Source organism: Nocardia sp. NPDC050717 (assembly GCF_040654275.1).
Lineage (GTDB): Bacteria > Actinomycetota > Actinomycetes > Mycobacteriales > Mycobacteriaceae > Nocardia.
In genome coordinates this window covers 95407-108083 of record NZ_JBFAHR010000005.1, presented here as the reverse complement: position 1 = coordinate 108083, position 12677 = coordinate 95407, and the positions used below count along the sequence as shown (strand labels likewise).

The 12677-nt window shown below is 69.2% G+C and carries 15 protein-coding genes; 7 read left to right on the top strand and 8 right to left on the bottom strand.

All coding sequences use genetic code 11. The features are described from left to right. Positions 1 to 40: 40 nt before the first annotated feature. The 3 genes from AB0H56_RS13120 to rimP form a co-directional block, all read right to left on the bottom strand. On the bottom strand, positions 41 to 361 hold the full coding sequence (locus AB0H56_RS13120) for a YlxR family protein (RefSeq protein ID WP_357161542.1): 321 nt from the start codon (positions 359 to 361) through the stop codon (positions 41 to 43). Between the two features lie 68 nt (positions 362 to 429). Further along, positions 430 to 1458: a transcription termination factor NusA gene (gene nusA / locus AB0H56_RS13115; protein ID WP_357161539.1), complete on the bottom strand. Its 1029-nt coding sequence runs from the start codon at positions 1456 to 1458 to the stop codon at positions 430 to 432. Continuing rightward, positions 1455 to 2084 (bottom strand): ribosome maturation factor RimP, encoded by a 630-nt coding sequence (gene rimP / locus AB0H56_RS13110; RefSeq protein WP_357161536.1) that lies wholly within the window; start codon positions 2082 to 2084, stop codon positions 1455 to 1457. Before rimP ends, nusA begins: the two co-directional genes overlap by 4 nt. A gap of 182 nt (positions 2085 to 2266) precedes the next feature. Between rimP and AB0H56_RS13105 the strand changes: the two genes are divergently transcribed. Further along, the gene (locus AB0H56_RS13105) at positions 2267 to 3187 is read left to right on the top strand and encodes a hypothetical protein (RefSeq protein ID WP_357161534.1); all 921 of its coding nucleotides are present in this window, start codon (positions 2267 to 2269) and stop codon (positions 3185 to 3187) included. Further along, on the top strand, positions 3184 to 3621 hold the full coding sequence (locus AB0H56_RS13100) for a DUF4439 domain-containing protein (RefSeq protein ID WP_357161531.1): 438 nt from the start codon (positions 3184 to 3186) through the stop codon (positions 3619 to 3621). The genes AB0H56_RS13105 and AB0H56_RS13100 overlap by 4 nt, the downstream gene beginning before the upstream one ends. A 192-nt stretch (positions 3622 to 3813) precedes the next feature. On the opposite strand, the gene AB0H56_RS13095 is transcribed toward AB0H56_RS13100, so the two are convergent. Continuing rightward, on the bottom strand, positions 3814 to 5565 hold the full coding sequence (locus tag AB0H56_RS13095; protein ID WP_357161528.1) for an acyl-CoA dehydrogenase family protein: 1752 nt from the start codon (positions 5563 to 5565) through the stop codon (positions 3814 to 3816). A gap of 133 nt (positions 5566 to 5698) precedes the next feature. Next, on the bottom strand, positions 5699 to 7447 hold the full coding sequence (locus AB0H56_RS13090; protein WP_357161525.1) for a proline--tRNA ligase: 1749 nt from the start codon (positions 7445 to 7447) through the stop codon (positions 5699 to 5701). 257 nt (positions 7448 to 7704) lie between these two features. Here AB0H56_RS13090 and ehuB point away from each other — a divergent pair, with 257 nt between their 5' ends. The 5 genes from ehuB to yaaA all read left to right on the top strand — a co-directional run bounded on the left by ehuB (position 7705) and on the right by yaaA (position 11564). Beyond that, entirely contained in the window at positions 7705 to 8592 is an 888-nt protein-coding gene (gene ehuB, locus AB0H56_RS13085; protein ID WP_357161522.1) for an ectoine/hydroxyectoine ABC transporter substrate-binding protein EhuB, read from the top strand. A gap of 8 nt (positions 8593 to 8600) precedes the next feature. After that, positions 8601 to 9323: an ectoine/hydroxyectoine ABC transporter permease subunit EhuC gene (ehuC, locus tag AB0H56_RS13080; protein ID WP_357161519.1), complete on the top strand. Its 723-nt coding sequence runs from the start codon at positions 8601 to 8603 to the stop codon at positions 9321 to 9323. Continuing rightward, positions 9320 to 9967, top strand: coding sequence for an ectoine/hydroxyectoine ABC transporter permease subunit EhuD (gene ehuD / locus AB0H56_RS13075; protein ID WP_357161516.1), 648 nt, complete (start codon positions 9320 to 9322; stop codon positions 9965 to 9967). The genes ehuC and ehuD overlap by 4 nt, the downstream gene beginning before the upstream one ends. A 4-nt stretch (positions 9968 to 9971) precedes the next feature. Beyond that, a complete protein-coding gene (gene ehuA / locus AB0H56_RS13070) occupies positions 9972 to 10727 on the top strand; it encodes an ectoine/hydroxyectoine ABC transporter ATP-binding protein EhuA (RefSeq protein WP_357161513.1) in 756 nt (251 codons plus the stop codon). A gap of 93 nt (positions 10728 to 10820) precedes the next feature. Next, complete coding sequence (gene yaaA / locus AB0H56_RS13065; protein WP_357161510.1) at positions 10821 to 11564, top strand: peroxide stress protein YaaA; 744 nt, start codon at positions 10821 to 10823, stop codon at positions 11562 to 11564. Positions 11565 to 11610: 46 nt separating this feature from the next. Here the strand turns inward: yaaA and AB0H56_RS13060 are convergent, their stop codons facing one another. From AB0H56_RS13060 to AB0H56_RS13050, 3 genes are all read right to left on the bottom strand, one after another. Further along, the gene (locus AB0H56_RS13060; protein WP_357161507.1) at positions 11611 to 11877 is read right to left on the bottom strand and encodes a hypothetical protein; all 267 of its coding nucleotides are present in this window, start codon (positions 11875 to 11877) and stop codon (positions 11611 to 11613) included. A gap of 80 nt (positions 11878 to 11957) precedes the next feature. After that, the gene (locus AB0H56_RS13055; RefSeq protein WP_357162054.1) at positions 11958 to 12353 is read right to left on the bottom strand and encodes a VOC family protein; all 396 of its coding nucleotides are present in this window, start codon (positions 12351 to 12353) and stop codon (positions 11958 to 11960) included. Further along, positions 12353 to 12634 (bottom strand): helix-turn-helix domain-containing protein, encoded by a 282-nt coding sequence (locus AB0H56_RS13050; RefSeq protein ID WP_232999848.1) that lies wholly within the window; start codon positions 12632 to 12634, stop codon positions 12353 to 12355. The genes AB0H56_RS13055 and AB0H56_RS13050 overlap by 1 nt, the downstream gene beginning before the upstream one ends. Between the last annotated feature and the right edge of the window lie 43 nt (positions 12635 to 12677).

Genomic DNA, 12677 nt, shown 5'->3' with positions numbered 1-12677 from the left:
ATCTCCGATGGACGTTCATCGTTGGTGCTTCACGGTGTGCTCATGAGTGCTCGTGCCTGTTCTCGAGGTACTGCTCCAGGGCTGAGATATCCAGATTTCCGGACACTCGTAGGGCTCTGCCGAATGCTCGGCGCCGCTCTGCGGTGCGCAGACAAGCTGAAACGGGGTGCAGCCAGGCACCCCGTCCGGGAAGTCTGCGCCGCGGGTCGGGAACGATCGCGACCCCGGCCGAGCCGGTGTCCCGATGCCGCGCCACGATCCGCAACAGGTCGGCAGACGGCTCGCGCTGACGGCATCCGATACAGGTTCGCACGGATTGCGCGGGCCGGTCTTCCACCCACTCTACCGGTGACCCGGTCATAACGACGAACCCCTCCCCTCTCGAAGTTACGAACATGTCATCCGGGGGTCGAGATTCCCGCGTTTTCGTCAACTACGGTGCGCCTCCGGCCGCATGGTGCCGCCCTGCTCGGGGGCGGCGTCGCTGCGGATATCGATGCGCCAGCCCGTCAGACGGGCGGCCAGGCGGGCATTCTGGCCCTCCTTGCCGATCGCCAGCGACAGCTGGAAGTCGGGCACGATCACCCTGGCCGCCCTGGCCTCGGGATCGACGACGGTGACCGAAACCACCTTCGACGGCGAGAGCGCGTTGCCGACGAAGGTCGCCGGGTCCTCGGCGTAGTCGATGATATCGATCTTCTCCCCCGCCAGCTCGCTCATCACGTTGCGCACGCGCTGACCCATCGGGCCGATGCACGCGCCCTTGGCGTTCACCCCGGGCACGGTGGAGCGCACCGCGATCTTGGAGCGGTGCCCGGACTCGCGCGCCACCGCGACGATCTCCACCGACCCGTCGGCGATCTCGGGCACCTCGAGCGAGAACAGCCTGCGCACCAGGTTCGGGTGGGTCCGCGAGAGCTGGATCTGCGGCCCGCGCGGGCCGCGCGAGACGCCGTAGACGTAGCACTTGATCCGGTCGCCGTGCTCGTAGGTCTCGCCGGGCACCTGCTCGGCGGGCGGGATCAGGCCCTCGGCGCCGTTGGCCTCGCTGCCGATGCGGACCACCACGATGCCGCGGGCGTTCGCCCTGGCGTCGCGCTGGACGACGCCGCCCACGATGTCGCCCTCGTGGGTGGAGAACTCGCCGAAGGACTTCTCGTTCTCGGCGTCGCGCAGCCGCTGCAGGACCACCTGACGGGCGGTGGTCGCCGCGATGCGGCCGAAACCCTCAGGCGTGTCGTCCCATTCGGAGACCAGGTTGCCGTCGGCGTCGAGTTCCCGCGCCATCACCCGGACCACGCCGGTCTTCTGGTTGATGTCGATGTAGGCGTTGGGCTGATGACCCTCGGTGTGCCGGTAGGCGGTCAGCAGCGCCGACTCGATCGCCGAGATCACGGTCTCGATCGGGATGCCCTTGTCGGCGACGATCGCCCGCAGAGCTTCGATTTCGATGTTCATTCCGCAACCCCTTCGGTGGGAGAGTCACTGTGATGGCCTGCAGCGGCGAGGTCGGCGGGCTCTTCGCCCGGCACGGGGCGGCCCGCGGCGATGCCACCGGCCAGTTCGAGTTCGGCGGCGCCGGGTGGGTTGAACTCCACCTGCACGACGCCGGTGGCGATGTCGGCGAGCGGCACGTGCACGCGGTGCGGCTTGTTCTTGCCGCCGAGCACGAGCGCGATGGTCCCGTCCTCGGCGAGCACCCCGGCGCGCGCCTCGAAGCGGGACTTGCCCTCGACCGGTTCGGCGCCCTCGCGCAGCGTCACCTTCACCTTGCGGCCCTGGGCCCGGCGCCAGTGCCGCTCGGCGGTCAGCGGCCGGTCGACCCCGGGCGTGGTGACTTCGAGCAGATAGGCGGCGTCGCCGGAGTCGGCGGCCTCGTCGAGCAGCGCCGACATCTCCCGGCTGAGCTCGGCGATGGCGTCCAGATCGGCCGGACCGTCGCTGTCGACGGTGACCTTCAACCGAACCGGCGCCAATTCGTCTTTGCCCGCGGACGTGATCGCGACGCCCTCGAGGTCGAATCCCCGGCGTGCGACGAGCTCAGCGACGAGCTGGCTCACCCTTTCCTCGGTGGGCATCGGCATATGGGCGGCTCCTGGTTCAGTTGTGACGCGATCGGAAATTTTCTACGCCGAAGGTCTAGCGTAACGCGCTCCGAGAGTGTAAAGGACCAGCGGACGAGGGTCGCGCACCGGTCCTGGTCGGCGTGCCCGTCGTGTCGTGACACCGGCGAGCGCGCCGCCGCCGATCTGGCACGATGGTGGACGTGCCCTTCCGCCATACCGCCCCGCCGAGCGCCGGGCGACCTTCCGGCATGCGCTCCGACCGGCACGAATCCCGCCCGATGACGAGCGAGTCGTCGTGCCTGGTCGCCGAGCAGCACCCCGGGTCAGCTCTCCCCACCGCACCGGCGACGACCGGATCCACGGCCGGGCCCGCGGACAGCGGCGCGACCACCGCCGTGGCACTGCGGCCATCCTCCGTGCCGGCGCGCTCGGCCCTTGTCGGTCGGCGCCCGGCGGGCCAGCCGCCGACCGAGCCGTCCGGACCCGGACACGCTGCGGCCCACCGGGTTTCGGCCGCGAGTACCGGCATCGACGGGACGCCCACCGACCCGGCGGCGAGCAGCGCCACGACGCTCACGCCGCCGACGCGACCGGGGGAATGGCGGCGGCGTTCGCTCCTGCGCATCGTCGGCGCGAGCGCACTCGGCGTGCCCGCGGTGGCGGTGCTGGCGGCCTGCGCCGAGGACGACACCGTGCACGCCCCGGATCCGCTTGCCGCGCAAGCGGTTCTGGCCCGCGCTGACGCGGCCGCCGCACAGGCCGCGATCGCGCTGGCGCCGCAATCGCAGGCCGTGCTGACCACGATCGCCACCGAGCGCGGTGCGCACGCCGATGCCCTGCGCACCGAGATCGACCGGGTGATCGGCGTCTACGGCGACGGCACCACGCCCGTGCACCGCACCGGCGAGGTGATGGTGCCCGGCCCCGACGGGCGCTCGGTGCCCGCCTCGGTCGCCGCGACACCCACCCAGCCGCTCACGCTCGCCCAGTTGCGCGATCAGCTCGTCCGCTCGCAGCAGTCGGCGGCCACGGCGGCGCGCACCCAATCCGGTTACCGCGCGGGGCTGCTGGCCTCGATCAGCGCGGCCTGCGCCACCCAGGCGGGAGTTCTGCTGACATGACCGAGCAACGCCAGGCGCTCCAAGCCGCGCTGGACCGCGAGTACGCGGCGGTGTACTCCTACGGCGTCATCGCGGCCTACGCCAATGCCGACCGGGCCCGCCTGGTCGCGGAGTTCAGTGCCGCGCACCGGGTCCGCCGCGACGCCACCATCGAACTGCTCGAGGCGAGCGGTACCGCGCCGGCCGCGCCCGCCGCCGCCTACAACCCGCCGTTCCCCGTCGACGACCCGATCCCGGCGGCGCACCTGGCCGTGGCGGTCGAAACCGATTGCGCCGCAGCGTGGTACACGGTGGTCGAACGAGCCGCCGACGAGACGGTGCGCGCCGCCGCGACCGAAGCGCTCACCGAAGCCGCGGTGCGCCGGGCGCGCTGGCAGGCCATCCTGGGTGCGTCCCCGGTGACGACAACGTTCCCCGGCCGCGCAGCGGTGTAGTCGGCGTCAGCGTGCGGTGCGGAGTGCCGGGGCCGCGCGCTCCGGAAGCCCCGCACCGAGCGTCGGCGGCCCCACACGAGCGGTCAGGCGCCCACGTGGGGCCGAGCCGCGAACCGACGGTGGCCCGCCGCCCGGCGCCGCTCGCCGGATCGGTGGGTCGCGACGCCGGCCGCGGCGCCGCGACCCGGCCGACTACGGGCGCATCGCGTACGCGCCGTCGTAGGACTTCACCTGCTGCCACACGCGGTCGAACCGCTCGGCGTCGGCGACCGGGCTGCGCAGGGCGCCGACGGCCCACGCGCGCTGGTCCTCGGTGACCGACGGCTTGCCCAGCAGGGCGGTCGCATGGGTGTTGAAGTCGCGGATCTGGAAGTCGAAGATCTGGTCGACGACATCGCGATCCAGGCCGGTGAGCTCGGCCTGCTCGAGGATCAGCTGGCCGTAGACCACCGTCGAGAACAGGTGGCCGATGGTCAGCATGAAGTCCAGGTCCTTCTGCTGGGCGGCGTCGGGCGCGGCGGTGAGCAGCAGGGTGCGCAGCGCCTGGGCCTGCTCGTAGAACCGGGCCACGTTGGGCACCTGCGCGGCCTGCTCGTAGGCCGGGGTCCAGTCGGCGAACTGCACCTTGCCCGCGCCGCGCGCCGGGCCCTGCTGCCAGAAGAACTCCTGGTCGCCCGGCGCCAGGTCGGTGCCGATCGCCGGGTACTCCTTCGGATTGAGCAGGTAGTTCGGCATGAACTTCAGGATCTGGCCCACGTTCACGTGCACCGTGCCCTCGAGCCGGGGCAGGTGATTGATGTAGCGCGAGGCCTGCGCGAAGTAGGTGGCCTTCTCGAAACCCTTGGCCGCCAGCACATCCAGCAGCAGGGTCATCGCGACCTCGCCCTCGGAGGTCACCTTCGACTTGGTCATCGGGTTGAACAGCAGGTAGCGGCGGTCCTCGAGCGAGGCGCTGCGGAAGTAGTCGACCGCGCGGTCGCTGAACAGCTTCATCGCGATCAGCCGGGCGTAGGCCTCGACGAAATTGCCGCGCACGTGGGCGAAGTCGGTGACCGGGTTGCCGTAGAGGATGCGGTTGTTGGCGTGGGTGATGGCCTCGAAGAACGAGTGCTCGACCATGCCGATGCCGCCGTGGCAGAGGTTGAACTTGCCCACGTTGACGGTGTTGAGCGCGGCCGAGAACGCCTCGGGCCCCTCGTGCAGCACGTCGGCGGCGGTCACCGGGTAGTTCTCCAGCCGGAAGTGGCTGACATACATCTGTCCGTGGATGACGCTGTCGATCAGGTGGTAGTTCTCGTGGCGGCTGTCGGCCGCGAACCAGACGTAGCCCTCGGCGCCTTCGACGTCGGCGCGGCGGGAGAAGACCGAGACCATCGAGGCCACGTTGCCGTTGCCGATGTAGTACTTCTCACCGCTGGCGCGGAACAGGATGCCCGCCTCGGCGTCGGCGCTGCCCGGCTCGCTCGGGGTGAGGATCAGGTCGGTGTTGTAGATGTCGGCGCCGTGCTCACGCTCGGACAGCGCGAAGGCCATGACCTGACCCTCGTCGAGGTCGGCGGCGGCCTTGCGCTTGGCGATCTCGTTGTCGCTCTGCCAGATCGGGCCGAGGCCGAGAATGGTGACCTGCTCGGCGTACCAGTACGCCAGGCCGTAGAAGCCGAAGATCTCCGAGAGCGCCGCGTTGCGGGCGGCGTCCCAGCGCTTGTTCGGGTCGCCGTCGGCGTAGGCGGCCGGGGTCAGGAAGGTCGCGAACAGCTTCTCCTTCGCGACGAAGTCGAGGAATTCCTGGACCCACACCGCGGCCCGGTCCTCGGCCAGCAGCTGCGCCTTCCCCTTGGATTCGAACCACTCGATGGTGGCTCGCAGCAGCCGCCGGGTCTCGGCATCGAAATGCTGAGGGTCGTAGGTGGCGGGGTTGAACAGCAGGCTCGGCGAACTTGTCATGCCGGTAACTTAGCAGCGCCGCCGTGCCACCACACCCGCCCTACCTGCATGTTTCCCCTACGTAAGCGTAAGTTCGCCGGAGACAGCGAACGCGCCGCCCCAGGCGGGGACGGCGCGTTCACGAGGTCGAGGCTCAGCCGCGGATCTTCGCGGTGACCGCGGCCACGGCGTCCTCGGCCGGGATCTCCTCGGCCTCGCCGGTCATCCGGTTGCGCAGCTCGACCTTGCCGTCGGCCCAGCCGCGGCCGATCACCAGGATCCAGGGCATGCCGAGCAGTTCGGCGTCCTTGAACTTGACGCCGGGCGAGGCGGTGCGGTCGTCGAAGAGGACCTCGAGGCCCTGCTTGTCCAGACCGGCCACGACCTGCTCGGCGCCCTCGCGGGCGGCGGCGTCCTTGTTGGCGATCACCACGTGCACGTCGAACGGGGCCACCTCGGCGGGCCAGCGCAGGCCCTTCTCGTCGTGCTGCTGCTCGGCGATGACCGCGACCAGGCGCGAGACACCCACGCCGTAGGAGCCCATGGTGAGCCGGACCGGCTTGCCGTTCTCGCCGAGCACGTCGACGTCGAACGCGTCGGTGTACTTGCGGCCGAGCTGGAAGATGTGGGCGATCTCGATGCCGCGCGCGGCCACCAGCGGACCCGCGCCGTCCGGTGAGGGATCGCCGTCGCGGACCTCAGCGGCCTCGATGGTGCCGTCCGGGGTGAAGTCGCGGCCGACGACGAGCCCGACGACGTGCTTGCCGGACACATCCGCGCCGGTGATCCACGCGGTGCCCTCGACAACGCGCGGGTCGACCAGGTAGCGAACCCCGTTGGCCTGCAGCGACTTCGGGCCGATGTAGCCCTTCACCAGGAAGGGGTTGGCGGCGAAATCGGCCTCGGTGAGCAGCTCCACCTCGGCGGGCTCGACGGCGGCTTCGAGGCGCTTGTCGTCGACCTCGCGGTCACCGGGGATGCCGATGCCGAGGATTTCGGTCTTGCCGTCGGGGTGGCGCAGCTTGACCATCACGTTCTTCAACGTGTCGGCGGCGGTGACGGTGCGGTCGAGCACCTTCGCCTCGTTGGCCCAGTTGACCAGCGTCGCGATGGTGGGCGTGTTCGGGGTGTCGTATTCGACCGCGGCGGGCTGACCTTCGATGGGCAGCGGCGCGGGCGCCGGGGTGACCACGGCTTCGACGTTGGCGGCGTAGCCGGACTCGACGCAGCGCACGTAGGTGTCCTCACCCACGGGGCTCTCGGCGAGGAACTCCTCGGACGCGCTGCCGCCCATGGCGCCGGAGGTGGCCGCCACGATCACGTACTTGACGCCGAGTCGTTCGAAGATGCGCTGGTAGGCGGCGCGGTGGGTGGCGTAGCTGGTGGCGAGGCCGTCGTCGTCGAGGTCGAAGGAGTAGGAGTCCTTCATCACGAACTCGCGGCCGCGCAGGATGCCGGCGCGGGGCCGTTCCTCGTCGCGGTACTTGTTCTGGATCTGGTAAAGCGTGACCGGCAGATCCTTGTAGGAGTTGTACTCACCCTTGACGGTGAGCGCGAACAGTTCCTCGTGGGTGGGGCCGAGCAGGTAGTCGCCGCCCTTGCGGTCCTGCAGCCGGAACAGGGCGTCGCCGTATTCGGTCCACCGGTTGGTGGTCTCGTAGGGCTCGCGCGGCAGCAGGGCGGGCAGCGAGATCTCCTGGGCGCCGGTGGCGTCCATCTCCTGGCGCACCACGTCCTCGATGCGACGCAGTGTGCGCAGGCCCAGCGGCAGCCACGAGTACACGCCCGGCGCGATCCGGCGCACGTAGCCGGCGCGGACGAGCAGTTTGTGGCTTGGCACCTCGGCGTCGGCGGGATCGTCTCGCAGGGTGCGCAGGAACAGTCGGGAGAGGCGGGTGATCACGGCTCCACAGCGTAGTCCCTGGTCCGGCGACGCTCACAGCGGATTACCGCCAGTCGGCCACCACCGGCCCACGCGCCGTGCGGTAGATCAGAATACCCAATTTTCCAAGCAGCCAATCAGCAGATAACAAAGCTATAACGTAGCCCGCTCGATTGGATATTCGACGACTAGATTCCTTTCTGTGTGAATTCACATTTCATAAATGAAAACGGTAGCTGACCAGCACGGTTGAGGCTACCCTTGCGGGGAGGTCCGATATGGCCGAGAACAAGCCACTGCGCCGACGCTGTACAGCGGTGTTCGCAGGCGCCGCGCTCGTGGCGGCGGCGCTTGCCGGGTGCACGAAGACCGAGACCACCGAGAGCGGTCAGCTACTCCAGTCCCTGCGCGACAAGGGCGCGATCACCGTGGGTTTCGCCGGCGAGGCGCCCTACTCGTTCGATCAGAACGGCCAGCTGACCGGCGCCACCGTCGCCCTGCACCGGGCGATCTTCGCCAACCTCGGCATCAAGACCGTCGACGGTGTGCAGACCGAATTCGGCGCCCTCATTCCCGGCCTGCAGGCGAATCGATTCGATGCCGTCAGCGCCGGAATGTCGATCTTGCCGAAACGCTGTGAACAGGCCGCATTCAGCGAACCGGAATTCATGTACACCACCGCGCTGATGGTGAAATCCGGTAATCCGATGAATTTGTCGGATATGCAATCGATCAAGGCGAGCGGCGCGAAGATGGCCGCGATGACCGGCGCCATCGAGTCCGACTACGCCGCCTCGCTCGGCATCGACGCCACTCAGGTCGCCACCCCGCAGGACGGGATGGACGCCGTCACCTCGGGGCGCGCGGACGTGTTCGCGCTCACCGCGATCTCGCTCAACTGGCTCAAGAGCCACACGCCGAACGCGGCCGTCGACGTGACGCCGTCGTTCGTGGCCGTCATCGACGGCAAGCCGCAGATCGGCGCGGGCGGCACGGTGTTCCGCACCACCGATCCCGACCTGCTCGCGGCCTACAACACCGAGCTGGCCAAGATCACCTCGGACAAGGACAAGTACCTGTCCATCGTGGGTGAGTTCGGGTTCACCGAGCGTGAGCTGCCCGACCCGAAGTACACGACGGCCAAGCTCTGCAAGGGCGAGATCTGACCCGACCGATGCACAATCTCGACGCGTTGCGTGCTGCCCTCCCGGCGATCTGGGAGGGCATCATGGTCACGCTGGAGCTCACCGTCGGCGGCGCGCTGCTCGCGTTCGTCCTGTCCCTGGTCCTCGGTATCGCCGCCCGATTCCGCAATCTCGCGATCCGTGGCAGCGCGAGGGTCCTGATCGAGTTCTTTCGCGGCACCTCGCTGCTGGTGCAGATCTTCTGGCTGTTCTATGTGCTGCCGCTGCTGGGCTACAAGCTGGACCCGGTGTTCTGCGGCATCCTGGCGCTGGGTCTGAACTACGGCGCGTACGGCGCCGAGGTGGTGCGCGGCGCGCTGAACGCGGTGCCGCGCGCGCAGTTCGAGGCGGCGGTGGCGCTGAACTTCAGTCCGTGGCAGCGGATGCGGCGGGTGCTGTTCCCGCAGGCCTGGGCGCTGATGCTGCCGTCGCTGACCAACCTGCTGGTGCACCTGCTCAAGGGCACGGCCCTGGCGTCCTACATCACCCTGCACGACCTCACCTACGAGATCGGCACCCTGCGCAAGACCACCGGTGACACCCTGTTCTCGTTCGGGATCGGCCTGCTGATCTACTTCGTCCTCGCCTATCTGCTCACGCTCGGCATGAACATGCTCGAGACGCGGGCCAAGCGGAAGCTGGGCCGGGGCGCCACGCTCAAGGACGTGCTGAGCCTGGCGCCCGACGACGCGCACGCGAAGGTGGCGCCATGACCGCGCAATGGAGTTGGGAGCGCGCCCGCGAGGCGCTGCCGGTGCTCTGGGACGGTTTCCAGATCACCCTGCTGGCCACGCTGCTCGGGTTCGCGCTGGCCGCGGTGCTCGGCCTGCTGATCGCGATCATCCGGCAGTCGACGCCGCGCTGGATCGCCGCGCCGGTGCACGCGGTGAGCGAGTTCGTCCGGCTCACACCGCTGGTGGTGCAGCTGCTGTTCGCCTACACGCTGCTCACCCAGTTCTCGGCGCTGCAGATCGGCATCACGGTGCTGGGCATCCACTATTCGAGCTACCTGGCCGAGGTGTACCGAGCCGGGATCGAGGCGGTACCGAAGGGGCAGTGGGAGGCGGCGCGGGCCCTGTCGCTGCCGCCGCTGCGCACCTGGCGGGCGGTGGTGCTGCCGCAGGCGATCCGGGCCAGCCTGCCCGCGCTGGGCACCAACGCCGTGTCGATGTTCAAGGACACCCCGTTCCTGTTCGCCATCTCGGTGGTCGAATTGGTCACCGCCGCACAGCAGTTCGGAGCGCGCAACTTCGCCTACCTGGAGGCGATCACCCTGGCGGGCGTGTTCTTCCTCGTCGCCAGCTACCCGACCTCCGTGCTGATCAGAAGACTGGAGAAGCGCCTTGCCTACTACTGACGAGATGATCCGATTCGATCGGGTGGTGAAGCGCTTCGGCGACCTCGTCGTGCTCGACGAACTGGATTTCAGTGTGCGGCGCGGCGAGAAGGTGACGCTGATCGGTCCGTCCGGGTCGGGCAAGACCACCATCCTGCGCCTGCTGATGACGCTGGAGACGATCACCGACGGGGTGATCTGGGTCGACGGCGAACCGCTCACACACACCGAGCGCGGCGGAAAGCTGGTGCCCGCCAAGGAGAAACACCTGCGCGCGGTGCGCACCAAGATCGGCATGGTCTTCCAGCAGTTCAACCTGTTCCCGAACATGACGGTGCTGGAGAACATCACCGAGGCGCCGGTGCACGTGCTCGGCAAGTCGAAGACGGAGGCCAGGGAGCGGGCGATGCGGCTGCTCGAGGTGGTCGGCCTGGCCGACAAGGCGCGCGCGCATCCTTCGCAGCTCTCGGGTGGGCAGCAGCAGCGGGTGGCGATCGCGCGCTGCTGCGCGATGGACCCGAAGGTGATGCTGCTCGACGAGGTGACCTCGGCGCTGGACCCCGAACTGGTCGGCGACGTGCTCGACGTCCTGCGCACCATCGCCGAGACCACCGACATCACCATGCTGATCGTCACCCACGAGATGCGGTTCGCGCGCGAGGTGTCCGACCGGGTACTGATGTTCGACTCCGGCCGCATCGTGGAGCAGGGACCGCCCGAGCAGATCTTCGAGGCGCCCACCAACGAGCGCACCCGCAAGTTCCTGGAAGCGGTCCGGTGAGCATCGCCGGTCCGGTGCCCGCGCGCTGATCGAGACCACCGGACACGGGGCGGGCCGCGATCGGTCGGGGCGCGGCGATTACCGTGGACGCTCGTGCTGGTGCTGCTACCCCCCTCCGAAACCAAATCCGACGGCGGATCGGGCGCGCCGCTGGATCTCACCGACCTGGCGATGCCGCAGCTGAGCGCGGTGCGCGACAAGCTGGTCACCGAAGTCGTGCAGCTGGCCGCCGACCCGGCCCGGTCGACGGAGGTGCTCGGCCTCGGCAAGGGCGCCGACGCCGAAATCGCCCGCAACGCGAGCCTGCGCACGTCGGCGACACGGCCCGCGCTCGAGCGCTACACCGGTGTGCTCTACGACGCGCTGGCGGCGACATCGTTCACGAAGGCGCAGCGGGCCAAGGCGTACGCGCGCCTCGGCATCGGCTCGGCGCTGTTCGGCGCGGTGCGCGCCGGCGATCCGATCCCGGCCTACCGCCTCTCCGGCGGCACCAAACTGCCCGGGCTGCCGACCCTGTCGGCGCTGTGGCGCGACGTGCTGCCCGACGCCCTCTACGCCGAGGCGGCGGGGGAACTCGTGATCGACCTGCGTTCGGGGACCTACCAGCAGCTGGGCCGGGTCCCCGACGCGATCACCGCCAACGTGCTCACCGAGCACCCCGACGGCTCACGCACCGTCGTGAGTCACTTCAACAAGCATCACAAGGGCCTGCTGGCCCGCGCGCTGGTACTCACCCGCGCCGAGCCGACCGATATCCGGGCGGTGGCGCGTGTGGCGACCAAGGCGGGGCTGCGCACCGAGATCGCCTCCCCCACCGAACTTCTCATCATCACCTGACAGGCGGCGAGGCAGGCAGCCCGCGGTCGGCCCGCCTCGCCTGTCCTCAGCCCGCCGACCCGAACCAGATCGGTTCGCAACCCGCGATATCGCACCCGATCCGCGGATCGAAGATCGCCCGGCCCAGTTCGGCCGAGCCGGTCACGCTCAGCACCGAATACAGCAGTTGCCCGAACGAATTCGCGCTGCCGGAATCGACGACCACCGCCGCCGACCGTGCCGGCGCCTGCGCTGTCGCGGGCCCGGCCACGGCCGCACCGAGCAGGGTGAGGGCGGCACCGGCCACCAGTCCTCGCGTCATCGCGTCTTTCATCTGTCTCCTCCGATCGCACCGACCCGGTGGAGAACACTGCCGTTCCTCGTTTTCCGGCGCCAGCCCGGAAAACCAGGGGCCTACGCGGTGGCCGGGGCGCCCATGAGCTGGATGAGGTTGCCGCAGGTGTCGTCGAAGACGGCGGTGGTGACGGCGCCCATGGGCTGGGGCGGCTGGGTGAACAGGACGCCGCGGTCGGTCAGGCGGCGGTATTCGGCCTCGAGATCGTCGACGGTGAAGACCATGCACGGGATGCCGTCGGCGGTGAGCGCGGTCTTGTAGTTCTGCGCGATGGGGTTCTGGTCGGGTTCGAGCAGCAGCTGGGTGCCGTCGACGTCGGCGGGTGAGACCAGCGTGAGCCAGTCGTACTCGCCGAGCGAGACCCGGTCCTTGACCTGGAAGCCGAGCACGTCGGTGTAGAACTTCTCGGCCTTGTCCTGATCGTCGACGAAGATGCTGGTCACTCCGATGCGGATCATGTGTCCTCCTGGGGGATGGGCCATCGCCGCGACACCGCGCGCAGCGGCGCGAAATCAGCGTGATGGAACTTGTATCTGCCGGCACGACGGGTGGTGACCAGTCCCACGGCCTCGAGCATCCCCAGGTGCTGGGTGATCGCCTGCCGCGAGGAACTGATCCCGTGCTTGGTGGCGAGCTTGGCGCAGAGTTCGAACAGAGTCTGCCCGTCCCGATCCGCCAGTTCGTCCAGGAGCGCGCGGCGTGTCGAGTCCGCGAGCGCGGTGAAGATGTCGGTCACGATGCGTGCGCCTCCCGTCGTCTCCCCCGGAACAATAGGCAAG